Annotated in this window: 23 protein-coding genes; 9 read left to right on the top strand and 14 right to left on the bottom strand. The window is 67.2% G+C overall.

Annotation, left to right across the window (positions count from 1 at the left end):
- Positions 1 to 135: 135 nt before the first annotated feature.
- The 11 genes from A8G15_RS11590 to dnaA form a co-directional block, all read right to left on the bottom strand.
- Positions 136 to 945, bottom strand: a complete 810-nt coding sequence (locus A8G15_RS11590; protein ID WP_082899824.1) for an MHYT domain-containing protein — start codon at positions 943 to 945, stop codon at positions 136 to 138.
- Positions 945 to 1,499 carry a GTP-binding protein gene (locus A8G15_RS11585; RefSeq protein WP_068159210.1) on the bottom strand — a complete coding sequence of 185 codons (555 nt, stop codon included), beginning with the start codon at positions 1,497 to 1,499 and terminating at the stop codon, positions 945 to 947. Before A8G15_RS11585 ends, A8G15_RS11590 begins: the two co-directional genes overlap by 1 nt.
- Positions 1,500 to 1,512: 13 nt before the next feature.
- Positions 1,513 to 1,887 (bottom strand): DUF742 domain-containing protein, encoded by a 375-nt coding sequence (locus tag A8G15_RS11580; protein ID WP_068159286.1) that lies wholly within the window; start codon positions 1,885 to 1,887, stop codon positions 1,513 to 1,515.
- 13 nt (positions 1,888 to 1,900) lie between these two features.
- Positions 1,901 to 2,317 (bottom strand): roadblock/LC7 domain-containing protein, encoded by a 417-nt coding sequence (locus A8G15_RS11575; protein ID WP_068159208.1) that lies wholly within the window; start codon positions 2,315 to 2,317, stop codon positions 1,901 to 1,903.
- The gene (locus A8G15_RS11570) at positions 2,314 to 5,796 is read right to left on the bottom strand and encodes a sensor histidine kinase (protein WP_068159206.1); all 3,483 of its coding nucleotides are present in this window, start codon (positions 5,794 to 5,796) and stop codon (positions 2,314 to 2,316) included. Before A8G15_RS11570 ends, A8G15_RS11575 begins: the two co-directional genes overlap by 4 nt.
- 329 nt (positions 5,797 to 6,125) lie before the next feature.
- Positions 6,126 to 8,162 (bottom strand): DNA topoisomerase (ATP-hydrolyzing) subunit B, encoded by a 2,037-nt coding sequence (gyrB, locus tag A8G15_RS11565; RefSeq protein WP_068159285.1) that lies wholly within the window; start codon positions 8,160 to 8,162, stop codon positions 6,126 to 6,128.
- Positions 8,163 to 8,320: 158 nt separating this feature from the next.
- Positions 8,321 to 9,214, bottom strand: a complete 894-nt coding sequence (locus A8G15_RS11560; RefSeq protein ID WP_068159204.1) for an alpha/beta fold hydrolase — start codon at positions 9,212 to 9,214, stop codon at positions 8,321 to 8,323.
- Positions 9,215 to 9,351: 137 nt separating this feature from the next.
- Entirely contained in the window at positions 9,352 to 9,918 is a 567-nt protein-coding gene (locus A8G15_RS11555) for a DUF721 family protein (protein WP_068159202.1), read from the bottom strand.
- Complete coding sequence (gene recF, locus A8G15_RS11550; protein ID WP_068159201.1) at positions 9,915 to 11,132, bottom strand: DNA replication/repair protein RecF; 1,218 nt, start codon at positions 11,130 to 11,132, stop codon at positions 9,915 to 9,917. The genes A8G15_RS11555 and recF overlap by 4 nt, the downstream gene beginning before the upstream one ends.
- 25 nt (positions 11,133 to 11,157) lie before the next feature.
- Entirely contained in the window at positions 11,158 to 12,342 is a 1,185-nt protein-coding gene (dnaN, locus tag A8G15_RS11545; protein WP_068159199.1) for a DNA polymerase III subunit beta, read from the bottom strand.
- A 570-nt stretch (positions 12,343 to 12,912) separates the two neighbouring features.
- Entirely contained in the window at positions 12,913 to 14,517 is a 1,605-nt protein-coding gene (gene dnaA, locus A8G15_RS11540; protein WP_068159284.1) for a chromosomal replication initiator protein DnaA, read from the bottom strand.
- A 588-nt stretch (positions 14,518 to 15,105) separates the two neighbouring features.
- On the opposite strand from dnaA, the gene rpmH reads away from it, so the two are divergent.
- The 9 genes from rpmH to A8G15_RS11495 all read left to right on the top strand — a co-directional run bounded on the left by rpmH (position 15,106) and on the right by A8G15_RS11495 (position 22,039).
- Positions 15,106 to 15,249 carry a 50S ribosomal protein L34 gene (rpmH, locus tag A8G15_RS11535; protein WP_068159283.1) on the top strand — a complete coding sequence of 48 codons (144 nt, stop codon included), beginning with the start codon at positions 15,106 to 15,108 and terminating at the stop codon, positions 15,247 to 15,249.
- A 21-nt stretch (positions 15,250 to 15,270) separates the two neighbouring features.
- Complete coding sequence (gene rnpA / locus A8G15_RS11530; protein ID WP_082899823.1) at positions 15,271 to 15,648, top strand: ribonuclease P protein component; 378 nt, start codon at positions 15,271 to 15,273, stop codon at positions 15,646 to 15,648.
- Positions 15,645 to 15,938 (top strand): membrane protein insertion efficiency factor YidD, encoded by a 294-nt coding sequence (gene yidD / locus A8G15_RS11525; RefSeq protein ID WP_068159197.1) that lies wholly within the window; start codon positions 15,645 to 15,647, stop codon positions 15,936 to 15,938. Before rnpA ends, yidD begins: the two co-directional genes overlap by 4 nt.
- A 51-nt stretch (positions 15,939 to 15,989) precedes the next feature.
- Positions 15,990 to 17,087 carry a membrane protein insertase YidC gene (gene yidC, locus A8G15_RS11520; RefSeq protein WP_068159196.1) on the top strand — a complete coding sequence of 366 codons (1,098 nt, stop codon included), beginning with the start codon at positions 15,990 to 15,992 and terminating at the stop codon, positions 17,085 to 17,087.
- A gap of 22 nt (positions 17,088 to 17,109) precedes the next feature.
- Positions 17,110 to 17,658, top strand: a complete 549-nt coding sequence (locus tag A8G15_RS11515) for a Jag family protein (protein ID WP_068159194.1) — start codon at positions 17,110 to 17,112, stop codon at positions 17,656 to 17,658.
- A 114-nt stretch (positions 17,659 to 17,772) separates the two neighbouring features.
- Positions 17,773 to 18,453 carry a 16S rRNA (guanine(527)-N(7))-methyltransferase RsmG gene (gene rsmG, locus A8G15_RS11510; protein ID WP_068159281.1) on the top strand — a complete coding sequence of 227 codons (681 nt, stop codon included), beginning with the start codon at positions 17,773 to 17,775 and terminating at the stop codon, positions 18,451 to 18,453.
- A 674-nt stretch (positions 18,454 to 19,127) separates the two neighbouring features.
- Positions 19,128 to 20,099 carry a ParA family protein gene (locus A8G15_RS11505; RefSeq protein WP_068159193.1) on the top strand — a complete coding sequence of 324 codons (972 nt, stop codon included), beginning with the start codon at positions 19,128 to 19,130 and terminating at the stop codon, positions 20,097 to 20,099.
- Positions 20,096 to 21,286: a ParB/RepB/Spo0J family partition protein gene (locus A8G15_RS11500; RefSeq protein ID WP_068159191.1), complete on the top strand. Its 1,191-nt coding sequence runs from the start codon at positions 20,096 to 20,098 to the stop codon at positions 21,284 to 21,286. The genes A8G15_RS11505 and A8G15_RS11500 overlap by 4 nt, the downstream gene beginning before the upstream one ends.
- Positions 21,287 to 21,343: 57 nt before the next feature.
- On the top strand, positions 21,344 to 22,039 hold the full coding sequence (locus A8G15_RS11495) for a hypothetical protein (RefSeq protein WP_068159189.1): 696 nt from the start codon (positions 21,344 to 21,346) through the stop codon (positions 22,037 to 22,039).
- A 97-nt stretch (positions 22,040 to 22,136) separates the two neighbouring features.
- Here the strand turns inward: A8G15_RS11495 and A8G15_RS11490 are convergent, their stop codons facing one another.
- The 3 genes from A8G15_RS11490 to trxB all read right to left on the bottom strand — a co-directional run bounded on the left by A8G15_RS11490 (position 22,137) and on the right by trxB (position 24,798).
- Entirely contained in the window at positions 22,137 to 23,312 is a 1,176-nt protein-coding gene (locus A8G15_RS11490; protein ID WP_068159187.1) for an N-acetylmuramoyl-L-alanine amidase, read from the bottom strand.
- Between the two features lie 153 nt (positions 23,313 to 23,465).
- Entirely contained in the window at positions 23,466 to 23,789 is a 324-nt protein-coding gene (gene trxA, locus A8G15_RS11485; protein ID WP_068159184.1) for a thioredoxin, read from the bottom strand.
- Between the two features lie 40 nt (positions 23,790 to 23,829).
- Positions 23,830 to 24,798, bottom strand: a complete 969-nt coding sequence (trxB, locus tag A8G15_RS11480; protein WP_068159182.1) for a thioredoxin-disulfide reductase — start codon at positions 24,796 to 24,798, stop codon at positions 23,830 to 23,832.
- Between the last annotated feature and the right edge of the window lie 13 nt (positions 24,799 to 24,811).

Below are 24,811 nucleotides of genomic sequence, written 5' to 3'. Positions count from 1 at the left end.
AATATGAACCGCATGGTGGTGACGTGCCACACCGGCCGAAACGGGCTGCAGCCCTCTGCCCCCCGCGGCAGCGGGACCAACATATACCAGTCAACCGGTTTGTAAACAGGGGCGGGCTGTCGCGACGCGGAACGCCTACGGAACCCGGGCCCCGCCCTCGTTCGCACCGCGGTCGGCCACCCACTGGTCGGCCTCCCGCTCGAGTTGCGCCGCAACCCGATCGGGGTCCATGAGGGCCAGCACGATGGGCACCGTGATGACCACCATGCCGACGACGAACACAACGAACAGGACCGAGAACAACTCGGTCCCGCCGGGCATCGGCATCGTGGCGTCCGGCGTCACGTCGACCGCCGCCATTCCGAGGAAGTAGACGCCGAGAACCGCCGCGCCCGTGACGACACTGCCGCACAGGCGCAGGAGGAAACTACCGGCGACCTCGACGAGCCACAGGAACGAGAACGCCACCACGAGCGACACCGCGGCGGTCGCGAGGACGAACGTCGTGTCGAAGGTGAACGTGCCCTGCAGTCGCACCGACCACATGAGGGACAGGAACACCACGCAGATCCCGGCACCGAACAGCAGCCCGCCGCCGAGCAGCCGGCCGGGAGAATGCCCGCCCCGGGAAACCGAGACGACCATCGCGACGAACGAGCTCACCAGGGCCACCGCCAGCGAGAACGCGATGGTCAGCAGATCGTGACGCACGACGCTGCCGGTGACCCCGAACCCGGCGACGGCGAGCAGCAGCGCCAGCCACACCCCCACGCCACCGGCGGCCGAGGCGGCGAGCAGCAACCAGGACAGCCACCTCCGTTCGGTGGCGGCGAAACGTGCCTTCCTGGCGCACACGAGCCCGACCAGCAAACCGATCGACGACGTCGCGAACGCCAGCACCACCACCCACGACCCCATGGAGAAGAGCTGAACGTCAGCGTCCACTACCGAGCCACCGGCTGATGCAACTTCCTCAACGCGTATTCGGTGACGGTGACCAGAGCGGACTTCGCCGACTCACGCGCACGGGCGTCGATCGAGACGATCGGAACCTCGGCCGAGACGGCCAGCGCCTGCCGGATGTCCTCCACCGGGTACCGCGGAGCATCGTCGAACTCGTTGATCGCGACGATGAACGGGAGATTCCGCGCCTCGAAGAAGTCGACGGCGGCGAAACTCTCGTCCAGGCGACGGGTGTCGATCAGAACGATCGCCCCGATGGCGCCGCGGATGAGGTCGTCCCACATGAACCAGAACCGATGTTGTCCCGGCGTACCGAACAGGTACAGCACGAGATCCTCGGCCAGGCTGATGCGACCGAAGTCCATGGCGACGGTCGTCGTGGCCTTCTGCGGCGTAGCACTCAAGTTGTCCACGCCGTCGCTGGCGTTGGTCACCAAGGCTTCCGTGCGCAGCGGGACGATCTCCGACACCGCCCCCACCAACGTGGTCTTTCCGACACCGAAGCCGCCGGCGATCACGATTTTGGTCGAGGTCACCCGCTTGGGGTCGTTAGAGTTCGCGAAGTCCACTGAGGACCCTTTCAATCAGCTCACGACGCTCGGCGTCGCTCGAATCGTCTTTGAGCGTGGCCAAGATCTGGACATGTCCGGCCTCGACGAGATCAGCGACGAGGACGCGTGCCACCCCGATTGGCACACCCACCCGAGCAGCGATCTCGGCTACCGACGGGGACTCCTTGCACAACTCCAAAATGGTGGCGTTGATGTTGTCCAGGTCCCGGGCCCGATCATCGGTACCCGGGATCGCCTGGATCAACGCCTCCAACGCCAGTTCGACCGCGGGACTCGTCCGCCCCGAAGTCAGTGAGTACGGACGGACCAGACTGGGCTGATCCGGAACCGACTCAGGTTTGCGCGATTCCATGGCCACCTCGACGTCAGGACCCCTGGCCGACCCGCGGGGTCGCCTCGACCGACGCTCCCACGCGGTCGACCAGGAGCGCCATCTCGTAACCGACCTGTCCGATGTCACACTCCGACGCGGTCAGCGCAGCCAGATGAGAGCCGTCGCCGACACTCATGAGCAGCAGGTAACCGTGCTGCATCTCGACAACGGACTGCAGGACGCCGCCGCCGTCGAACAGCTGCGACACGCCGTTGGACAGGCTGGCGAGACCGGACGTCACCGCAGCGAGCTGCTCGGCGCGGTCGACCGGAAGGTGCGCGCTGGCAGCCATGAGCAGGCCGTCGGCGGACACGAGCACGGCGTGGGACACACCGGGAACCTCGCGAGCGAAATTCGATACCAACCAGTCCAAAGGACGAGTTACGTCGGATCCGTGATCAATGTTCATCGAACTCCCTGTTCGTCGTTCTCACGTGTGGTCGCGTTCACAGTAGACCGGCCGTTGCGGACGCCCTGCTGGTGACGGCTGAGGTTCGCCCGGATGGATTCCGGGTCGCGCCTGCGGATGGCAGGCCGTTCCGCGGGTGCCGCGGGTTCGACCGCACCCGGCACCAGCCGGTGACCGGGAGCGCGCCGAGGCAGACCTGCGGTGGTGTGATCCTCCACAGGAACCTCGGTCGCGCGCTGTGCCGCTTGCCATCCTGCGTCAGCCGGCGACGTCCATTCTCGCTTGCGTCGGTCCTCCGGCAGACTCGTCGGGTCGACGAGCCAATCCGACATCATGTCGGTGAAGATCGGCGTGCCCGCAGGTGGGCGCCGGATGGCTCCGGTGTCGCCACGGGGCTGGAAGAACGAGGCAGTCTTCGCCGAGTTCGTCCGGTACCGATGCCGCGCGGCCTGGCTGGCCTCACTGTGCGGGGACACCGAGTCGCCGTTGGCGATGCTCGGAGCCGACTGCGTCGAAGGACCCGCGAAGGCTGCCGCACCACTGGTGGGGGCCGGTTCGCCCGGCGCCGAGTGACGCTGCGGCAGACCGGGAGTCGCTCCCGGCTCACGCTGCGGCAGACCCGGAGTCGCGCCGGGCCGGCGCTGCGGCAGACCGGTGATCGGTCCACCTTCGGGCGCGCGGGTAGCGGCATCGACCGGAGCTTCGACGACCGGTTCGGGCCGACTCACAGGCTGCTGGGCATGCCGCTGCGGCAGACCGGGTGTGGTTCCCGGCTGACGCTGGGGCAGACCTGCGTCCTGCGAACGCTGCGGCAGACCCGAGTCCTGCGAACGCTGCGGCAGGCCACCGACCGGTGCCGGGGCGACCGGCTCGGACACCGACGGCGCAGTCGCACCGGACGCCGACGGAGCCGGAGTCAGGCCGGGCGTCGCACCCGGCTGACGCTGCGGCAGACCCGGCGGGGGCGACTGGCGCTGCGGCACGGACTGCGGGGACACAGGCTGCGGGGACACAGGCTGCGGCGGTGCAGACTGCGGCGAGACCGAACGCTGGGGCAGACCCGGCGTGGTTCCCGGCTGACGCTGGGGCAGACCTGCGTCCTGCGAACGCTGCGGCAGACCCGAATCGGAAATGCTCGGCGTGACCGCCGTTCGTTCCTGATCCGGCTCGACCGGCGGCCGCTGACGCGACGGGAGCGCAGAAGCCAGCGCCGCGGCCGCATCGGGCTGAATCCGGGGTGCCGGTGCCGGCGAAGGTGAAGGCGCCGTAGGCGATTGCGGGGTCGGCAGACCGGGGGTCGCGCCGGGCTGGCGACGCGGCAGACCCGGGGTCGCACCGGGCTCACGCTGCGGGAGCCCGTCCACCGGCCGGCCGTTGGCCGCGTGGTGGTGACCGTTCTGTTCGGGCTTCTGCAACGACGGCGCCTGCGAGCGGGCCGGCGCAGCCGGAAGCTCGCCGGAGATCGCGGGACGGGCCTGCGGGATCTCGCCCGACGCGTTTCCGTGCCGCGCCGAGGCCGGTAGTTGCGGCGTCTCCCGCTCCGGGCGCGGGAGCGCCGGCTGTTCCTGGAAGTCGTCCTGCATTTCGGCGCCGCGCCACGGCTGCGGACCCGTCTGAGACAGCGCAAGCGGCGAGACGAGCAGAACGTCCGGGATGTGCACGCTTGCGGTGATACCGGGGTTGCGCGCGGTGTCGAAGGTCGGACGCAGCCGCACGGTGAGACCGTGCCGGTCCGCGAGCCGCGACACCACGAACAGACCCATGTGACGCGCCGAGTCGGGACCGACCTCGCCGCCCTGGGACAGGCGGTGGTTGATCACGTCGAGTTCCTCGGCGGGGATACCGATTCCGCGGTCGGCGATTTCGACGAGCAGACCACCGTCGACGGCACGCGCGAAACTGAACGTGACGTTGCTGTCCGGCGGAGATGCGCGCAGCGAGTTGTCGACGAGCTCGGCGAGCAGGTGGACGATGTCGGTCGCCACGGCACCGCTGAGCGCGCCGTCCGGCGTCGAGCCGATCTGGACGCGCTGGTAGTCCTCGACTTCGGACATCGCCGCGCGGAGGATGTCGCCGAGCTGAACCGGTGCGGAATGGCCGCGACGCACCCGGGTGCCGGAGAGAATCAGGAGGTTGTCGCCGTTGCGGCGCATACGGGCCGCGAGGTGGTCGAGACGGAAGAGACTCTCGAGACGGCCCGGATCCTTCTCCTCGTACTCGAGTCGCTCGATGAGGCCGAGCTGCTGCTCGACGAGCGACTTGCTGCGCCGCGCCAGCGTCTCGAACATCTCGTTGATCTGCAGGCGCAGGTGTGCCTGCTCACCGGCGAGACGCAGTGCCTGGCCGTGCATGTCGTCGACAGCGCGGGCGAGCTGGCCGATCTCCTCGGTGGTGTGCACCGGAACGCGCGTGAACTCGATGTCCTCGATGTTGTCGCCGAGCTTGATGCGGTCGACGGCCTCGGGCAGCTCCTGCCGGGCGACCTTGAGGGCGCCGTAGCGCAGCCGGCGGATCGGGCCGACGAGAGAGCGCGACACCAGCAGCGCCAGCACGAGTGCGGCGAGAAGCGTCGCGAGAACGATCGCGGTGTCGCGCAACGCGGCCGAGCGGGTTTCCCCGGCACGGTCCTCGACGGTGGTGGTGATGCCCTCGGTGGCCTGCTGGATCAGCGACCCGTAGATCTCGAGGCTCCGCATCATCGACGTGCGGAGGTTCAGAAGCGGCAGGGGCCCGTCCGCGGCCGCGTCCACCATGTCGGATCGAGTCTTCACCAGGTTGCGCAGTTCCTCGATCTGGCCGTCGGCCAGCGGGTAGGAACGCGCGAGCGTCTCGAGCATGGCGAGCTCGGCTCCGGAAGCGGAAACAAGCTCGGTGCCCGGCTGATTCGGGTCGCGGAGGATCGCGACCATACCCATGACCTGATCGAACAGGTAACGCTGGGTGGCCCAGGCATCGACGAGGCGGGTGCCCTCGAGCAACACCCCTTCGTCCTCGATGGGGTCGACGATCGCGCCGACGATGTTGGACATGTCGCTGCGGATCTCGGTGGTGCGCTGGTTCAGGTCGGTGATCGGGACCTGGCCGGCCTTCATCTGGTCACGGAGAGCTTCGGCGCTGGCCAGCACGCGGGTCAGATCCGCCGCGATGACCGGGTCGAGCTCGGGATTCATCGAGACGGTACGGACCTTCTCGAGTGTTTCGTCGAGTCGTGCGACTTCTTCCGGCGTGCTCAGTCCCGCCGCGGTCGTGCCCGCGAGAGTGCCGAGTGCGGTACCGAAGTCGACGAGTGCAGGGACGTGCGCGACCTGGTCGGCAGCCTGCGAGAAGTGGACAGCGTTGGACAGTTCCTCCTGGATGCGCAGACCACCGAGCACCATCGCCACCGTTACCGGGATAGCGAGTACTGCGGTGACCTTCCAGCGAAGACCCCACCCCTCGATGTTCCACCACCGCTGCCGGGGCGGCGAATCGTCACTCATGGATCAAGCTCTCCTTCCACCCCGATCACGACTCCGCACTGCATTCCACACGACACGATCGACGATCGAGCGCGAGGTACCGCGTGGATGCAGTCGAATGAGGCGTTCCTGGGTGAGGGCACCTTAGCGGGACATACAGGGAATATGGAAGAACCTCCCAACACCCCGGTCACCGCCGTCCCCCGATCGACAATCGCGAACACACGATCGCACCAGATAGTACTCACGGGTAACGTGGCCGCGCCATCGCGCCTGCCACCGACACGCTGAAATAGCAGGGTAAATGCTGTGATTTACGACACAACATCTACCCTGCTGTCACAGCAGCATCACACGTCGAGGAACCTGACGTCCTTCGCGTTACGGGTGATGAAGCTCCGGCGGGCCTCGACGTCCTCGCCCATCAGAACGCTGAAGAGCTCATCCGCCGCGGCTGCGTCGTCGAGGCTGACCTGACGCAGGATCCGCACGCTCGGGTCCATGGTGGTTTCCCACAGCTCGGTGGCATTCATCTCACCGAGACCCTTGTAGCGCTGGATACCGTCGTCCTTGTTGATCTTCTTGCCCGACTCGAGACCCGCCTTGAGCAGTCCGTCACGCTCGCGGTCCGAGTACGCGAACTCGGGCTCGGACCGCTGCCACTTGAGCTTGTACAGCGGCGGCTGCGCGAGGTAGACGTGACCGTTCTCGACCAACGGACGCATGAACCGGAAGAGCAGCGTGAGCAACAGCGTCGCGATGTGCTGACCGTCGACGTCGGCGTCGGCCATGAGCACGATCTTGTGATAGCGCAGCTTCGAGATGTCGAACTCGTCGTGGATACCCGTACCGAACGCCGTGATGATCGACTGGACCTCGGTGTTCTTCAGAACCCGGTCGATGCGGGCCTTCTCGACGTTGATGATCTTGCCGCGCAGCGGCAGGATCGCCTGGTACATCGAATCGCGGCCGGACTTGGCGGAGCCACCTGCGGAGTCGCCCTCCACGATGTAGATCTCGCACTTGCTCGGATCGTTGGAACGGCAGTCGGCGAGCTTGCCGGGCAGACCGCCGAGATCGGTGGCGCTCTTGCGGCGCACCAGCTCGCGGGCCTTGCGGGCCGCGACGCGGGCCTGCGCCGACGACACGGCCTTCGTCACGATCGTCTTCGCGTCGGCCGGATTCGACTCGAGCCAGTGCGTCAGGTGCTCGTTGCACGCCTTTTGCACGAACGACTTGACCTCGGTGTTACCGAGCTTGGTCTTGGTCTGGCCCTCGAACTGCGGTTCCGAGACCTTCACCGAGATGATCGCTGCGAGTCCCTCACGGATGTCGTCACCGGTGAGGTTCGGGTCCTTGTCCTTGAGGAGCTTCTTGTCCTTCGCGTACTTGTTGACCACGCTGGTCAGCGCCGCACGGAAACCTTCCTCGTGCGTGCCGCCCTCGTGGGTGTTGATGGTGTTGGCGAAGGTGTGGACGGACTCGGAGTACCCCGAGTTCCACTGCATCGCGATCTCGAGTTCGTGACCGGTACCGCGTGCGGTGAAGCCGACGACCGAATTGTGGATGGGCTGCTTGGTGCGGTTGATGTGACGCACGTAGTCCTCGAGCCCGCCCGGGTAGTGGTAGACGCGGGACTTGACCTTGTGCGGGGCCTCGGCCGACTTCTCCGACTCCTGCTCATCGGCGGTCTTCGGCGCCTCGGCGAGTTCACTGACGACGTCCTCGGTGACCTCCTCGGGGGCGACGCGCTCGTCGGTGAGCGTGATCGTCAGGCCCTTGTTGAGGAACGCCATCTCCTGCAGGCGGCGCGCGACGGTCTCGAAGTTGTAGGTCGTGGTCTCGAAGATCTCCGGGTCCGCCCAGAATCGGACGGTGGTGCCGGTGGCCTTCGTCTCGGCGCCCCGGACCAGTTCACCGGGCTTGGACGCGCGGTACGTCTGCTCCCAGTGGTAGCCGTCGACGTCGATCTCGACCTCGAGTTGGGTGGACAGCGCGTTGACGACCGAGATACCGACGCCGTGCAGGCCACCGGAAACTGCGTAGGCGTCCGAATCGAACTTGCCGCCCGCGTGCAGCTGGGTCAGGACGACCTCGACGGTCGGTGCACCGGAGGCGTGCATCCCGACAGGGATGCCGCGGCCGTCGTCGACGACCTGGACGCCGCCGTCCTCGAGGAGGGTCACGTCGACTCTGGTCGCGTATCCGGCCATCGCCTCGTCGACCGAGTTGTCCACGACCTCCCAGATCAGGTGGTGCAGACCACGTTCACCGGTCGAGCCGATGTACATGCCGGGGCGCTTGCGCACCGCCTCGAGACCCTCGAGGACGGTGATGGACGAAGCACCGTAGTCACTCTTGTTCTTGTTCGACTTCTGGGCAGCCACGGGTGGGTAGCTCTCCTTCTCCGCCTCGGCCTCGCGCGCGTTCGCGCCACGCATGTCCACTCATCCTACTTGCAGCAACGACAACTGCCGGGGGCGACACAGGACGGGCTTGCGGCACCGCTCATTGCCACGCAGCGGCGATCGCGCGGCTCGGCGCATCAAATTTGCCGCACCAACTCCGGCTCGACCGTCTGCCGGACGAACTCCCCGGTCAGACGGGCAAGGTCACCCGGGTGGGTCCGTGGCGACCAGTGTCCCGCATCGAGGTGTTCTCGTTGCAGATTCGGCACCCACCGGCCCGTGTCCTCGTATCCGGCGGGCCGCACCGCCCGGTCGCGGCCGGCAAGCACGAGCCGGACGGGCACGTCGGTGACGCGCTCGCGCGGCGAGGCCAGCCGACGACGAATGTTGGCGCGGTACAACTTCAGTCCGTGCACCATGTCGTCGGCGAGGGTCGGCGCCGACGAGATCACCGACGGATCGGCGCGGTCGAACAGGCCGACGAACCGCGGCCAGTTCCGGGCGAGCGCCCATCGCAGCACCGGGACCGGAACGCCGGGAAGCTGGAACGCCAGCGTGTACGCCGAGGCGACGGACTGCGCGAGCGGCCCCGCGAACCGGCCGGCGCGCACGCTTCTGCGCAACCACAGGCCCAGGTGATCCAGGTTCGGACCGGATACCGACGTGTACGAGGCGATGCGTCCGGCCGCGCCGGGGTCGCACACCGCTTCCCAGCACACCACCGCACCCCAGTCGTGGCCGAGCAGGTGCACCGGTTCGCCGGCGCCGACCGCATCGACGACCGCGAACAGGTCCTGCGCCAGTTCCTCGAGCCGATAGTCCCGCACGCGCGACGGGACACTCGAGGCCCCGGCACCGCGGTTGTCGTATCGCACGATGCGAAATTCGCCGACGAGGAGCGGCACGACGTGGTCCCACAGGGCGTGCGTGTCGGGCCAGCCGTGCACCAGCACGATCGTCGGACCGTGCGGATTACCCTCGACGACGACCTCGAGCCGGACCGAGTCGCGGGTGACGGCAAGTGTGGACACATGACCTCCCGAGTGAGATGGTCGACGAAAATTGGTGTATCACAAGATTTTTCGTCGCCGGTTGACGCCCGGCGGCCCACCACCGGCGCCGGACGATTTTTAACGTAACACTCGGTTATAGATAAATCTACGGTTCGTCAGCCGTAGGTGTCCCGCGGTCCGCGGCCGCGGATGTGCCGCTCGCCCTTGCGCCAGCTCGGCGCGGTCGGACCGGTGATCCGCAGCTCCTTGACCACCCCGTGCCCGACCGCCGCGGCGATCTTCGCGAGAATCTGGGACTGCATCATCCTCAGCTGCGTCGCCCACGCCGTGGACTCCGCCGACACGTGCAGCACACCTTCGCGCAACGTCGTCGGCGACGCGTGGGAGGCGATGTCCTCACCGACCACACGCGGCCAGCTGCCCAGCACCGTGCCCTCCGACACGTGCCCGGCCCACCCGCGCTGCTTCGACAGCGAGTTCACCAGCGCACCGAACGGCTGCGGGTCGCGCTCGTCGGGACCGGGACCGGACCATCCCCGGCGCCGGCGACGCGGCCGCAGCGGGCCCCGTGACGCACGTCCCTGCCCGACGGATTTGCCGCTCGCCTTCGCCGCCGCTCGAGCCTCCTCGAGAGCGCGTCGCGCAAGATCGATGCCGCGCAACGGTTCCTGTGGATCATCCTGTGGATGATGTGGAGAACTGCTTGCGTTCTCGTCACTCACGGCCGCACCTCCTCGACCTCGGTTCGGGTCAGCACCGACAGCCGGCCCCGATCGGTGTCCTCGGCACGCACCGAGAAGCGTGCACCCGACAGCTCCGTCGGCACGTCCTCCGGAACCGCCGCGGTGATCAGGACCTGTTCGGCCGACGCCGCCACCGCCGCGAGCGCGGTCCGCCGCCGCCGGTCGAGCTCGGCGAACACGTCGTCGAGCATGAGCACCGGATCGGTGCCCTCGGACCGAAGCAATTCGAATGCCCCGAGCCGCAGAGACAACGCATACGACCACGACTCCCCGTGGCTGGCATAGCCTTTCGCGGGCTGGTCGCCCAGGATCAACTCGAGTTCGTCCCGGTGCGGGCCGACCAGGCAGACACCGCGCTCGATCTCCCGGGTCCGGGCGGCCGCCAGCGCCGCGCCGAACGCCGCCTCGATGGTGTCGCGGTCGCCGGGTTCGGGACGGCGGGCCGGATCCGCGAACTCCCCGGGGAGGGCGTCACCGAGGCTGCTGCGGTAGCGCAGCAGTGCCGGACGCGATTCCGGCGCGATCGACCGGTACGCGGCGGCCACGTGTGGCGCCAGATCGTGCAGCAGCGCGATGCGCGCCGCGAGCAGTTCGGCACCGTGCGACGCCAGGTGGCCGTCCCACACGTCGAGGGTCGCCAGCGCTCCGGCACCGTCCGCCGATCGCGTACCCCGCCGGAGCGCGCCCCCGGCGGTCTTCAGCAGCGCCGACCGCTGCCGCAGCACCTTGTCGTAGTCCGCGCGGACGCCCCCCAGCCTGGGGATACGGGTGGTAAGCAACTCGTCGAGAAAGCGGCGGCGCTCACCGGGATCCCCGCGGACCAGCGGCAGGTCCTCGGGGGCGAACAGCACGGTCCGCAGGATCCCGAGAATCTCCCGGGGACGACGCGTCGGCGACTGGTTGATCCGGGCGCGGTTGCTCTTGCCGTCGTTGATCTCCACATCCAGGGCCAGCTCCCGGCCCGCGTTGACGACGTGTGCGCTCACCAGCGCCCGCGACGTGCCGGCCCGCAGCAACGGCGCGTCGCCGGAGACCCGGTGCGAGGTCAGGGTCGAGAGGTATCCCAGCGCCTCGAGCAGGTTGGTCTTGCCGTGGCCGTTGCGCCCGAGCAGCACCGTCGGTCCCGGAGCCAAGTCCATCGAGACGGCGTCCCAGGATCGGAAGTCGCGCAGTGAGAAGGTGCGAACGTACACGGGCCGCTCACCTGGTCCGTGCCGGTCAGCCCGGCAGACGCACAGGCATCAGCAGGTAGGTGTAGTCGCTCTCCGGGGCCGCGAACGTGCCCGACGCATCCGGCTCCGGCTCCTCGTCGAGAGCCGGGCGCAGCACGGCCGGACGGCTCGACGTGGTGAAGCCGAACGAGACCTTCTCGGTGTGGAGCGAGCCGAGGCCGTCGAGCAGGTACCCCGGGTTGAACGCGATCACGAGCGGCTCACCGTAGAACTCGGCGGGCAACGATTCCTCGGCGCGGCCGGCGTCGTCGCCACCGGCCGACAGCAGCAGGCCACCGTCGGCGAACTCGAGTCGTACCTGAGCGCCACGCTCGGCGACCAGCGCGACGCGTTTGATGGCGTCGACGAGCGGTGCGATCTCGACCGTGGCCATTGCGGTGTGCTCGTTCGGCAGCAGCTGACGGAACTTGGGGAATTCGGCGTCGAGCAGGCGTGTGGTGGTGCGGCGGCCGTCGGCGACGATGCCCAGGAGCCCGTCCGCACCGACCGCGGAACCGCTGCCCAGCGCGAGCTGGACCGGCGAGTTACCGGATCCGCCAACGGTTTTCGCTGCCTCGGAGAGTGTCTTGGCGGGAACGAGCACGGCCGAGCTGGTGGCCTCGGTAGTGGGCATCCACTCGACCTTGCGCACCGCGAGACGGAACCGGTCCGTGGCCGCGAGGACCATATCGGTGCCGTCGATCTCGACGCGGATGCCGGTGAGCATCGGCAGCGTGTCGTCCTTGCCCGCCGCGACCGCGACCTGGCTGATGGCCTCGGAGAACACGTCGACCGGCAGCGACCCGGTCTGCTGGGGCAGCTCCGGCAGCTGCGGGTAGTCCTCGACGGGCATCGTCGGCAGCGAGAACTTCGCGCTGCCGCAGTTGATGAGCACGCGGGTGCCGTCGAGCACGACGTCGACGGGCTTGTTCGGCAGGGCGCGGGTGATGTCCGCGAGCAGCTTGCCCGACACCAACACCTGGCCGGGGGTGATCACCTCGGCCGAGACGTGCACCTGCGCGGAGACCTCGTAGTCGAAGCCCGAGACGGTCAGGCCCTGCTCCTCGGCTGCGAGCAGCACACCGCCGAGCACGGGGACCGGAGGACGTGACGGAAGGCTCCGTGCCACCCATGCGACAGAGTCGGCGAAGTCCTCGCGAGCAACACGAAACTTCATGGTTCCAAGCTCCATCTGCCGGTGGATCCTCTCGTCCGAGCTGACGTGCTCCTGCGCACGTCCGGGGGCTGACAAGTCCTAAGAAGTCTGACACAAGGCCCCGACACCGGGACGCGGCATCGAGGATCGTCGCTTCACGTTATGCCTTCGGCTCCGGCTTGGAAAGCCGAGGGCTCGAGCGAGGACGCGCTCTCGAGAGGCCTGTGGACTCGAGTGCTCCACACCCCTGTTTTCAAAAGAGTTTTTCTTGAAAGAAACTCAAAAGCAGTAATAGGGGGTGTGGAATCTGTGGACCAACGACCGTCTACGCTGGTGAAGCACCGTCCGGCGGGGTGGATTACTCGAGGATGAACTCGAGGACTACTCGAGGATGAATGTGAACATCTCGAGACTATCCACGTTCGGTGCACCGTTCGTCCACAGAGATTCCACGTTCTGCACATGCTAGTCCACAGGTGTGAGGATGTTCTGCGATCTCGAGATTCGGGATGACCCACAGGTGTGCAGAGCCTGTGCACGGATTGTGGACAAACGGAACGGGTCCGGACTCGAGAGCCCGGACCCGTTCGATGTGTGATGCGTCTGTCAGCGCTTGGACCGCTGCTTGATGCGTGCCGTGAGTTCCTGCACCTGGTCGTAGACCTTGCGCCGCTCGGTCATCTCCTTGCGAATCTTCTTGTCCGCGTACATGACTGTGGTGTGGTCCCGGCCGAACGTCTGCCCGATCTTCGGCAGGGACAGGTCCGTCAGCTCCCGGCACAGGTACATGGCGATCTGGCGTGCCTGCGCCAGCGGCCGGGCCTTACCGGGGCCGCAGAGGTCGTCGATCGAGGTACCGAAGTACTCCGCGGTCACGGCCATGATCGTGGCCGAATTGATCTCGAGTGCCGTGGAGTCGGGGATGAGATCGCGCAGCACCACCTCGGCGAGTGTGAGATCGAGCGGCTGCCTGTTCAGCGACGCGAAGGCCGTGACGCGGATCAGAGCGCCCTCGAGTTCGCGGATGTTGCGTTCGATCCGGCTGGCGATCAGCTCGAGTACGTCGTGCGGGACGTCCAGCCGGTCCATCCGGGCCTTCTTGCTGAGGATCGCGATGCGGGTCTCGAGTTCCGGCGGCTGCACGTCGGTGATCAGGCCCCACTCGAACCGGGTGCGCAGGCGCTCCTCGAGCGTCGCGAGTTGCTTCGGCGGCCGGTCCGACGACACGACGATCTGCTTGTTCGCGTTGTGGAGGGTGTTGAAGGTGTGGAAGAACTCTTCCTGGATACCCTCCTTGCCCTCGATGAACTGGATGTCGTCGACGAGCAGGATGTCGGTCTCGCGGTAGCGCTTCTTGAACGCCACCTTCCGGTCGTCGCGGAGGCTGTTGATGAAGTCGTTCGTGAACTCTTCGGTGGAGACGTACTTGACCCGCATGCCCGGGAACAGGCGCTGTGCGTAGTGGCCGGCGGCGTGCAGCAGATGGGTCTTGCCCAGCCCGGATGCACCCCAGATGAACAGGGGGTTGTAGGCGCGGGCCGGTGCCTCCGCGATCGCGACCGCCGCGGCGTGCGCGAAACGGTTCGAGGCACCGATGACGAAGGTGTCGAAGGTGTACTTCGCGTTGAGGCTGCTGCTGCCCCCGGAAGGCGCCGGAGCGCTGTGGGTGGGCGGCTGGGTGAAGTACGACGGCCACGACTCACGGACCGCCGTGATGGCCTCCCGGTCGTCGTCGACCTCCTCGAGTTCGCCGGCCTCCACCTCGAGCACCTCGTGGTCGAGGGAGGCCAGGCGACGGTGCCGGAAGGGCGGGACCATGTCGCGCGGGCTCGGCTTGCGGGTACGCGGCTCGGCCGGCCGGGACTCGAGGGGCAGGCCCTCCAGCGGCAGGGTGTCGCGCGGGACCGCGTACGGGTCCTCGCTGGGGTTGGTGGTGTCCTCGGTGGGCTCGATGCGAACACCGAGTCCTTCCACACGATGGCCCAGATGACGGTTGAGCGAGCGCAGGATCGGTTCACGCAGGTCGCGTTCGATGGCCTCCTGCGCGAACGACGACGGCACCGACAGCAACGCGAATCCCTGTGCCAGTGTCAGCGGTTTGACCAGCGCAAGCCATGCTTTCTGGCCCTTGGTCAGTGCACCGCCGTCGACGGTGAGTTCGGCGACGACGTCCGACCACACATCGGCCAGCGCGTTCGGCTCGTCGGTCACGTAGCTGTCCTCCACTGTCCATCGGTTCGAATTTCCACACAATTATCCACAGGTGTGGACAAGCATGGTGCCACGCCCTGCCGCGACGCGCGGAGGTTGCAGGGTGCAGATAAACGATCTGTTTCGGGTGAACCTGCGGGCCCGGTGCGGCACACCGTCGGTGCCGCTGCTCGACGAACCGCCGTGCGGGCCCGGGACAGCGGTCCGATCAGGGTCGTTCTCGAGTGAGGCCCGGGACCGGTGGCCGGGCACATCGACGGTGGCACGGCGGCGACAACGGCGGCTGATGCGCGTGAAGATGCGTCCCCTGCGAAGCCATGAAGGGAGCCTACACCGCACGTGATCGCTATCACATGTATTGCGTGACATGGAGAACCGCTGCGGGGCGGCGTGTCGGGTTGCGTCCGCCGAGGTTGCGCGGTTTGATTTCGCGTCCCGCTCCGAGTAGCCTCGAACAGTCACTCATACGGCAGTGACGGATCCGTGCTGCGTTGCTTCACAGCCTCGTCCGGTGCGGGTCGTGCGATTTCCGTAAATGTTAGACCGCTGACGCCCGCAGGCGTCACAGAACTTCGAGGAGTGTCGACCGTGGCCAAGGGCAAGCGGACGTTCCAGCCGAACAATCGCCGCCGCGCGCGCGTTCACGGCTTCCGTCTCCGGATGCGTACCCGTGCGGGTCGCTCGATCGTGTCGGCGCGTCGCCGCAAGGGCCGCGCCTCCCTCACCGCCTGATCCCCGTAACGGGAGCTCGGGATGCTGCCTGAGCCGCACCGCCTGCGCCGTCGCGCGGACTTCTCCGAGACAGTCCGACACGGCCGCAGGCAAGGACGGCGCGATCTCGTCGTACATGCGATCGAGCGGGATAGGTCCGAGTTCGTGGTGAACAGCGACGGCCCTCGCTTCGGGCTGGTCGTGAGCAAGGCTGTCGGGCCGGCGGTGATTCGACATCGAGTCGCCCGCCGGCTTCGTCATATCTGCGCTGGGATCGTGAGCGACGTCCCGTCCGACGCCGACGTCGTCCTTCGCGCTCTTCCCGGTGCTGCCACCGCGACCTCCCGGGATCTCGACCGGCAGGTCCGTTCGGGTCTCGCCAAGCTCGGCCTGTTCGAGCCGTCGGAGCACTCGGCATGACTGCCGCCTGGTCGAGGATCCGATCCGCGCCGGCCCGGGCGCTGATCTTCTGCATCGAGCTGTACCGCACGTATGTGTCGCCCATGCGGATGCCGACCTGCCGATTCACCCCTACGTGCAGCGAGTACGCCGTGGAGGCGCTGCGCACGCGCGGTGTCGTCGTCGGGTCTTCTCTGGCGATCGTGCGCCTGCTCAAGTGTGCGCCCTGGCACCCTGGTGGGTGGGATCCGGTGCCCGATCGTCGGCCCCGCTCGCCCGACCGAGTTCTCGACGGGCGTGTGAAGACCTGAGACCGACGCCGTGGGTGGCGATCATGGACGACCAGAGGAGTACACAGAGCCGTGCTCGACTTCATCTACTATCCCGTGTCCTGGATCCTGTGGGTCTGGCACAAAGTTTTCGCCGCGATCCCATTCCTCGGTCCCGACAGCGGCATCACCTGGGCCCTGTCCGTGGTGTTCCTCGTGTTCACCCTCCGGGCGATCCTGTACAAGCCCTTCGTCAAGCAGGTGCGCACGACGCGGCAGATGCAGGAACTCCAGCCGCAGATCAAGGCGCTGCAGAAGAAGTACTCGAACGATCGCCAGCGGCAGGCGCTCGAGATGCAGAAGCTCCAGAAGGAGCACGGTTTCAACCCGTTGATGGGCTGCCTGCCGGTTCTGCTGCAGGTGCCGGTGTTCATCGGTCTGTTCCATGTGCTGCGTTCGTTCAACCGCACCGGTACCGGCATGGGACAGCTCGGCCTGGACCCGGTGACCAACGCCCAGATCGGTAACTACGCGTTCAGCCCGGAGGATGTGCAGTCCTTCCTGAGCGCCCGCCTGTTCGGCGCGCCGATCTCCGCGTGGATCACGCAGCCGATGGCCTCGCTCGAAGCGTTCGCGCCGTTCGGCGGTATCCCCACCCGCTGGCAGATCGCCGCCGTCGCGATTCCGCTCATGGTCATCGCCGGCATCGCCACGCACTTCAACTCCCGCGCGTCGGTCGCACGGCAGAGTGCGCAGGCAGCCGCGAACCCGCAGGCCGCGATCATGAACAAGCTCGCGCTGTACGTCTTCCCGCTCGGTGTGCTCGTCGGTGGTCCGTTCCTTCCGATCGCCATCCTGATCTACTGGGTGAGCAACAACATCTGGACGTACGGCCAGCAGCACCTCGTCTTCCGGAAGATCGACCAGGAGGAAGCCGAGAAGAAGGCGGCTGTGGTCGCGCGTCGTAACGAGAACGCGCCGAAGCCGGGCGCTCGGCCGGATCGTACGAAGAAGAAGGGCGGAGCCACCGCGACCTCTGCGGCCTCCGACGACGCGTCGAGCGACGAGGGCGAAATCTCGCTCGAGAAGCCCGCTGCGAGCGATGGACCGGTGAAGCCCTCGGGGGGCTCCGGATCGACGACGCAGAAGAATCAGGGCGGTTCCAAGAACTCCAAGCGCAAGCGGCGCTGACCGAAGTAGAAGAGGGCGAACCATGGCCAGTGACCTGGACAAGGCACAGGAGGACATCGACGTGACCGCCGAATCCGCGGAGCTCGACGCGGACCTCGACACCGAGGACGACGACTACCTGGTCGAGGAAGGCGAGATCGCCGGCGACTACCTCGAGCAGCTTCTCGATGTGCTCGATTTCGACGGCGACATCGATCTCGATGTCGAGGGCGATCGCGCGGTCGTGAGCATCGACGGCGGTTCCGACCTGACGAAGCTCGTCGGCCGCCAGGGCGAGGTGCTCGATGCGCTGCAGGAACTGACTCGGCTGGCGGTTCAGCAGGCCACCGGTGAACGCAGCAAACTGATGCTCGACATCGCCGGCTGGCGTGCGGGCAAGCGTGCGGAGCTGACCGAACTCGGCACCGCGGCGGCACAGCGCGTGCTGGAGTCCGGGGAGCGCGAGTCGCTCGCCCCGATGACGCCGTTCGAACGCAAGATCGTGCACGACGCCGTGGCGAAGGTCGCGGGCGTGTCCAGCGAGAGCGAGGGCGCCGAGCCGCAGCGACGCGTCGTCGTCATCAAGGACTGATTCACCACTGGAATTCGGTGACAACTGTCAGCGGAGGGGTACCGACGGCGACGTCGGGCCCCTCCGTTCGTATGAGGCCCCCGTTGTTTGTGGGCAATGGGTCGCCGGGAGAGGATGTTTCACGTGGAACATGACGAGGAACGCGTCCTCGAGGTCGCGCATCAGGTGTTCGGGGAGCGGTTCGCACTCGCGCAGGAGTATCACCGGTCGCTGTCGACCGATGGGGTCGAGCGTGGGCTCATCGGGCCCCGTGAGGTCCCGCGCCTGTGGGACCGCCATCTGCTCAACTGCGCCGTGCTCGGCGAACTCATCGAGAAGGACGAGACCGTCGTCGACGTGGGTAGCGGGGCCGGTCTTCCCGGTATCCCCCTGGCGATCGCGCGTCCGGACCTGAAGATCACCCTCGTGGAGCCGCTCCTGCGCCGCTCGGTCTACCTCGCGGAGTTCGTCGAAACCCACGGACTCGAGAACGTTCTGGTGGTCCGCGGGCGGGCGGAACAACCGGGGGTGTTGCAGGAGGCAGGCGGCGCGGACGTCGTCACCTCCCGTGCGGTCGCGCCCCTGGCGAAGCTCGCCAAGTGGTCGTTGCCCCTGATCCGTGAGGGCGGCCGGATGCTGGCGCTCAAGGGAAGCTCCGCGGCCGAGGAGATCGATCGCGACCGCGAGGAGCTCGCGCGACTCGGGGCCGGCGGCCTCGAGGTGCTCGAGTGCGGGGCAGGTCTTCTCGAAGTACCCACCATCGTGGTGAAGGCCGAACGGATGGCCCGTCCGGCTCGGCGACGCAAGAAGCGGTGAGCGCACGTTCCACGTGAAACATCGGACCCCTCCCCTCCCCACCGGGAAGCGGAGGGGTTCTTCTTGTGAGCGCGGTGCTGGATGCCGACTTCCGTGCCTCGAGGTTTTCCGGCGCGGCGAAACCTCGAGTTCCTCGAGCATCTCGAGCTCGAGTAATTCTCTCGAGATCTCCGTGCCGTGGTCTTCCGTAGGGTGATAGGGCGAAATCGGGATCGATCGCGGTGGTACCTCGGGGGTCGGTTCATTTCGTCACTGTGACGGCTACCTGCGGGCGCTTCGGTATCCGTCTCTACAAGAATCTTTGGAAGACAATAGATTTGACTATTCGAAAATCGAAAGATGTGCCTGCGCATCAGCTTTCGGTGATCCACGTGGAGTCCTGCCGTTCATGGCGCGACGGCGGCCCTGAAGTGGGCGGCCGTCCGACCATCCGGGGCGCATGTTTCACGTGAAACATCGATCCCGACTTCTGTGTGTTTCACGTGAAACCGAAAAGTCTGCGATGTCACCGTGTCGCCCTAGAATGCGAGATGGAATACTGAGCGAAAAGAGGGGACGACGCGACAACGGTGGTCGGCGGACCTCGGACGTCGCGTCGAGATGTTCGATCTCACGCCTCAACCACTTCAACGCCGACCGTCCCGGAGGGCGGGTCGACGATAAAGGAGCGTTCAATGTCGGGTGGATCCGAGTCCGCTGTTTCACGTGAAACCGAAGCCATCGACGACGATTTCTTCCCGGTGCCGTTCGACGGGATTTCCGCCGCGGACACTCCGATCGGGGCCGCCGCCCACCGTGCGAGCCAGGTCCTCCACCCCAGTTCCACGAACGCGTTGCCGAAGCCGACCGAACGACGAATCTTCACCGTTGCGAATCAGAAGGGCGGCGTCGGCAAGACCACGTCGACCGTGAACCTGGCGGCCGCGCTCGCGGTGCAGGGATTGAGCGTGCTCGTCGTCGATCTGGATCCGCAGGGCAACGCGAGTACCGCACTCGGCGTCCCGCACCACTCGGGAATCGCGTCGAGCTACGAGGTTCTGCTCGGTGAGGTGAAGGCCTCCGAGGCGGTCCAGCAGAGCCCGCACAGCGAGCGGTTGTTCTGCATCCCCGCGACGATCGATCTCGCCGGTGCGGAGATCGAACTGGTGTCGATGGTCGCCCGTGAGAACAGGCTCAAGAACGCGCTGACTCCGGCTGCGCTCGGTGACCGCGACTACGACTACGTCATCATCGACTGCCCGCCGTCGCTGGGACTCCTGACCGTCAACGCGCTCGTCGCGGCGAAGGAAGTGCTGATCCCCATCCAGTGCGAGTACTACGCCCTCGAAGGCGTGGGCCAGTTGCTCCGCAACATCGAACTCGTGCAGTCGCACCTGAATCCCGAACTGCACGTCTCGACCGTGCTGCTGACCATGTACGACGGGCGCACCAAGCTCGCTGATCAGGTCGCCGCCGAGGTGCGTTCCCACTTCGGTGACGCGGTCCTGCGGTCCGTCATTCCCCGCAGCGTGAAAGTTTCCGAAGCTCCCGGGTACGGAATGACCGTTCTCGACTACGATCCAGGATCGCGCGGTGCGATGAGCTACCTCGACGCAGGGCGCGAACTGGCGGCGCGAGGTCACCACAAGAATCAGGGGAACGAATGAGCGCGACACGCAAGGGTGGTCTCGGACGGGGTCTGGCAGCGCTCATCCCGACCGGGCCGGTCGAAGCACCTCCGGTCCCCGCGACCGCACCCGCCGGGACCCGGACCGCGACGGTACCGCCATCACCAGCGACCTCTGCGCCCGCACCGACCGCGCCGGTTCCCCCCGCCCCCACGGGGACGGCGCCGATCAAGAACACCGCCCCCGCCAAGAACACGGCTCCGGCCAAGAACGGCTCCTCGCGTAAGGCGGGCGGGGCGTCCGGTATGACGATCCCGTCCACCGGTCTCGGTTCCGCCGCCGCGGACGTGATCATCGGCGACGGAACACCGACCCCGGCCGTTACCACGGAGCAGCCCCTCCCCTCCCCCACCGGGGCGGTGTACGTGGAGGTGCCGATCGACCGGATCGAAGCCAACCCGAAGCAGCCCCGTCAGGTGTTCGACGAGGAAGCGCTCGGGGAGCTGGTGCATTCGATCCGTGAGTTCGGGCTCATGCAGCCCATCGTGGTCCGCCGCATCGACGACGACCGCTTCCAGCTCATCATGGGCGAGCGCCGTTGGCGGGCCTGCCAAGAGGTCGGTCTGGAAACGGTTCCTGCGATCGTCCGCGACACCGAGGACGACGCGCTGCTGCGCGACGCCCTGCTCGAGAACATTCACCGTGTCCAGTTGAACCCGCTCGAGGAAGCCGCCGCGTATCAGCAGCTGCTCGAAGAGTTCGAGGTGACCCACGAGGAATTGGCGACGCGCATCGGGCGGTCGCGCCCCGTCGTGACCAACATGATCCGGCTTCTCAAGCTTCCGGTCGCGGTGCAGCGCCGGGTGGCCGCCGGAGTCCTGTCCGCCGGACATGCGCGTGCCCTGCTGTCCCTCGAGGCCGGCGCCGACGCCCAGGAAGTCCTGGCCGCGCGCATCGTCGCGGAGGGCATGTCGGTGCGTGCCACCGAGGAAGCGGTGATGCTGGCGAACCGCGGCGACGGACCCGCCGCCGCGCCGGCACAGCGGCGCAAACCGATCCAGATGCCCGGTCTGCAGGATGTCGCGGAACGGCTGTCGAGTTCCTTCGACACCCGAGTCACCGTGAGTCTCGGCAAGCGCAAAGGCAAGATCGTCGTCGAGTTCGGATCGGTCGACGATCTGCAGCGCATCGTGACGATGATGGAGTCCCAGGTCGATCCTTCTTGACGGGCCGCCCATGCAGGACGACAGTCGAGAATACGGACGTGGAGGCGAAGTAGACCGGTGTCGACTCGAGTCACATCACTCACGCTGAGTGGAATCGACCAGTTGCCCGCGCATGCGCGGCGCTGTGTGTTCTGGGAGATGGATCCGGGAGCTGTCCGCGGTGCGCGCGACTACTGCGATCCGGAGTTCGAGAAGGAGGCGTGGCTGTCGATGGTCATGCTGCAGTGGGGCTCCTGCGCTCAGCTCGCGACGGTCGACGACAAGCCGGCCGGGTGCGCGTTCTACGCTCCCCCCAACATGGTTCCGCGGGCCCAGTTGTTCCCGACCTCACCGGTCAGCGCCGACGCCATCCTGCTGACGAGCATGCGGATCGAACCGCTCGCCGACGACCTCGATCTGGGGACCGGACTGATCCGCGCGGTCGTGGACGATCTGGTCCGCCGCAACGTGCGCGCGCTCGAGGCGTTCGGGATCCGCACCGTCGACGATGCCGAACCGAACACCGGGGTTCCCTCGGCGACGGCGGCACTCGACTGCTCCCCCGCCGAGTGCATGATCTCGGCGGAATTTCTCGAGGACATGGGGTTCGAAGTGGTGGCCCCTCATCCTCGCTTTCCCCGGTTGCGTCTCGAACTGGATCGGGACCACGGATGGAAGGAAGAGGTCGAGGCCGCACTCGACCGGCTCATCGAGGCCGCATCGATCACGATCGCGGAACTCGACGGCAGCCGGACCCCGGTCGGAGCTCGCTGATCGACTCGCTGTTTCACGTGAAACAAGCGGTGTCACGCAAAAGAGAAGCACCGCCGGCCCGGAGCCGGCGGTGCTTCGATGTGCGGGGTGAGACCGCTCAGCGCGTCTCGGTGATGGACAGTTCCTCGGCGAGCAACTCGGCGAACGTGTAGGTGCCGGTCGGCTGGTCGTCCTGTCCGAGCAGATACAGGCGCTTGACGGCGATGAGTATCGCCTCCGCGATGACGTCCCGCGACCGCGGATCCGCCAGCAGCGTCGCGTCGTGTGGGTTGGTCAGGTAACCGAGGTCGATCTGCACGGTCGGCATGTTGGTCAGCCGCAGCAGGTCCCACGTGCGGCCGTGGCTGCGGCAGTCCTGCAGCGCGGTGCGGGCGACGACCTCCCGCTGGATGTAGCCGGTGAGGACCTGCCCGATCATCGACTCCGAGCCGTGTGAGTTGCCGTAGTGGAAGCTGGCGATTCCCCGCGCGGACGGATTCGGACTGGAGTCGCAGCGCAGCGAGATCATCAGGTCCGCACCGAACGCGTTCGAGGTGCCGGCGCGTTCGATGTCCGTCGGGTTCGAGTGGTACGGCCGGGACAGGAATGTCTCCATGCCGGTGGCGGCCATCCGCCCTTCCAGCCGCCGGGCCATGTCCCACAGGATGTCCGCCTCGGAGATGGCACCGTGTCGGCTGCGGACGATCACGCCGTGGTCCTTGCCGCCGAGGCCGGGATCGATGACGATCCGCTTGCCGCTCAGCTGCGGACCGGAGCGGCGAACGAGCTCCTCCTCGCTGATCGCGTGCGGCGACCCGCCCGAGACGCGGGTGCCGAGCAGGTCCAGTGCCCGCAGTGTCTCGGGACCGCAGATACCGTCCGACGCGAGGCCGATCTCGCGCTGGAACGAGCTGAGACCCTCGTGGGTGCGCGGGCCGAAGTAGCCGTCGACCCGGTCCACGTAGAAGCCCAGGTCCTGCAGTCGTGTCTGGAGCGCTGCGACGTCGTCACCGTAGAGCGGGGCCGACAGCTGGTAGATCAGGGTGCGGGCGCCGAGACGGTACGACGCCTCCTTCAGTGACCGGTAGGTCGCGGGGCCGACGACCCCGTCGACGAGCAGGCCCCGCTGCTGCTGGAAGGCGCGCACGGCGCCGTCGAGTTCACGGTCGAACACGACGTCGGAACCGACCCAGTCGCGGGGTGCGGTGGCGTCGTGGAGAAAGCCCAAACCGGCGAGGGTGCTGCGGATCTCGGCGACAGCGGGTCCGTGGTCGCCGTGACGCAGTCGGTGCATGTCTCGGGCCTTTCCGTGCTGACCTGATGGTGCCCGGCGCGGGGCACGCAGCATCGCTCGATTGTCGCAGATGCGCCCGGAACTGGAGAAATCCGGGCGCATCCGTGGGCGAACCGCTGTGTCCTTCGCCGGGCGTCGATCGGTGGGACGCTACTACAGAACGTCGCCCAGGTCGCGCAGGAGCGCCGCCTTGCCCTTGGCGCCGACGATCGTCTTCACCGGCTTGCCGCCGGAGAACAGAATCATCGTGGGAATCGACATCACCTTGTAGTCCTGAGCCGACGACGGATTCGCATCGATGTCGAGCTTGGCGACGGTCAGCTTGTCGCTGTGCTCACCGGCGATCTCCTCGAGGACGGGGGCGACCATCTTGCACGGACCGCACCAGGTGGCCCAGAAATCGACGAGGACCGGCTTGTCGGACTGAAGGACGTCCTCGACGAACGAGGAATCGGTGATGGTGATGGTGTTGGCCACGATGTCTCCTGGATTCGGATGGGCGGAACGAGTGGGCGGATCAGACCTCGGCAGAGGCGGCGGACAGGTCGGCGACGGCGTGCTCGGCGAGCCAGCGTTCGGCGTCGATGGACGCGGAACAGCCGGTGCCCGCCGCGGTGATGGCCTGCCGGTAGGTGCGGTCGACGAGGTCGCCGGCGGCGAACACGCCCGCCACGGACGTCGCCGTGGTCGGCGACTGCACGCGAACGTATCCGGCGTCGTCGCGGTCGACCTGGCCGGCGACGAGGGAGCTGCGTGGGTCGTGCCCGACGGCGACGAACAGGCCCGTGACGGCGAGGTCGCTGCGCTCCCCGGTGACCGTGTCCTCGAGGACGAGGCCGGTGACGCTGTTCTCGCCCTGCACCTCGACGACCTGTGTGTTGGTGACGAAGCGGATCTTCTCGTTGGCGCGGGCACGCTCGAGCATGATCTTCGATGCGCGGAACTCGTCGCGGCGGTGGATCAGGGTGACACTGCGCGCGAAGCGGGTGAGGAAGGTGGCCTCCTCCATCGCGGAGTCGCCGCCGCCGATCACCGCGATGTCCTGATCGCGGAAGAAGAAGCCGTCACAGGTCGCGCAGGCACTGACGCCGCGGCCGAGCAGCCGCTCCTCGCCGGGCACGCCGAGGTACCGCGGCTCGGCGCCCATCGCCAGGATGATCGCGCGGGCACGGTAGGTCTCACCGTTCGCGACGACCGTCTTGATCTCTCCCGTGACGTCGAGCTCGTCGACGTCCTCGGTGCGGATGTCGGCGCCGAAGCGAAGCGCCTGCTCGCGCATCTGCTCCATGAGCTCGGGGCCCATGATGCCGTCCTTGAAACCGGGAAAGTTCTCGACCTCGGTGGTTGTCATGAGGGACCCACCGAACTGGGTGCCCTCGAAGACGAGCGGGGCGAGTTCGGCGCGGGCTGCGTACACCGCGGCCGTATATCCGGCCGGGCCCGAACCGACGATGATCAGGTCGTGGATCGTGGGCGGAGTGGTCATTCGGGCCTTCCGG

It is taken from the genome of Rhodococcus phenolicus (assembly GCF_001646785.1).
GTDB lineage: Bacteria > Actinomycetota > Actinomycetes > Mycobacteriales > Mycobacteriaceae > Rhodococcus > Rhodococcus phenolicus.
The sequence above is the reverse complement of the archived record's forward strand: the minus strand, read 5'-3'. Positions and strand labels throughout refer to the sequence as shown.

Coding starts and splice junctions, on each gene's coding strand:
- A8G15_RS11505 (WP_068159193.1), top strand. CDS start 19,128: ATGTCGGGTGGATCCGAGTCCGCTGTTTCACGTGAAACCGAAGCCATC.
- A8G15_RS11570 (WP_068159206.1), bottom strand. CDS start 5,796: ATGAGTGACGATTCGCCGCCCCGGCAGCGGTGGTGGAACATCGAGGGG.
- A8G15_RS11500 (WP_068159191.1), top strand. CDS start 20,096: ATGAGCGCGACACGCAAGGGTGGTCTCGGACGGGGTCTGGCAGCGCTC.
- A8G15_RS11580 (WP_068159286.1), bottom strand. CDS start 1,887: ATGGAATCGCGCAAACCTGAGTCGGTTCCGGATCAGCCCAGTCTGGTC.
- rsmG (WP_068159281.1), top strand. CDS start 17,773: ATGTTTCACGTGGAACATGACGAGGAACGCGTCCTCGAGGTCGCGCAT.
- dnaN (WP_068159199.1), bottom strand. CDS start 12,342: ATGGAGCTTGGAACCATGAAGTTTCGTGTTGCTCGCGAGGACTTCGCC.
- trxB (WP_068159182.1), bottom strand. CDS start 24,798: ATGACCACTCCGCCCACGATCCACGACCTGATCATCGTCGGTTCGGGC.
- A8G15_RS11515 (WP_068159194.1), top strand. CDS start 17,110: ATGGCCAGTGACCTGGACAAGGCACAGGAGGACATCGACGTGACCGCC.
- A8G15_RS11490 (WP_068159187.1), bottom strand. CDS start 23,312: ATGCACCGACTGCGTCACGGCGACCACGGACCCGCTGTCGCCGAGATC.
- yidD (WP_068159197.1), top strand. CDS start 15,645: ATGACTGCCGCCTGGTCGAGGATCCGATCCGCGCCGGCCCGGGCGCTG.
- A8G15_RS11575 (WP_068159208.1), bottom strand. CDS start 2,317: ATGAACATTGATCACGGATCCGACGTAACTCGTCCTTTGGACTGGTTG.
- rnpA (WP_082899823.1), top strand. CDS start 15,271: ATGCTGCCTGAGCCGCACCGCCTGCGCCGTCGCGCGGACTTCTCCGAG.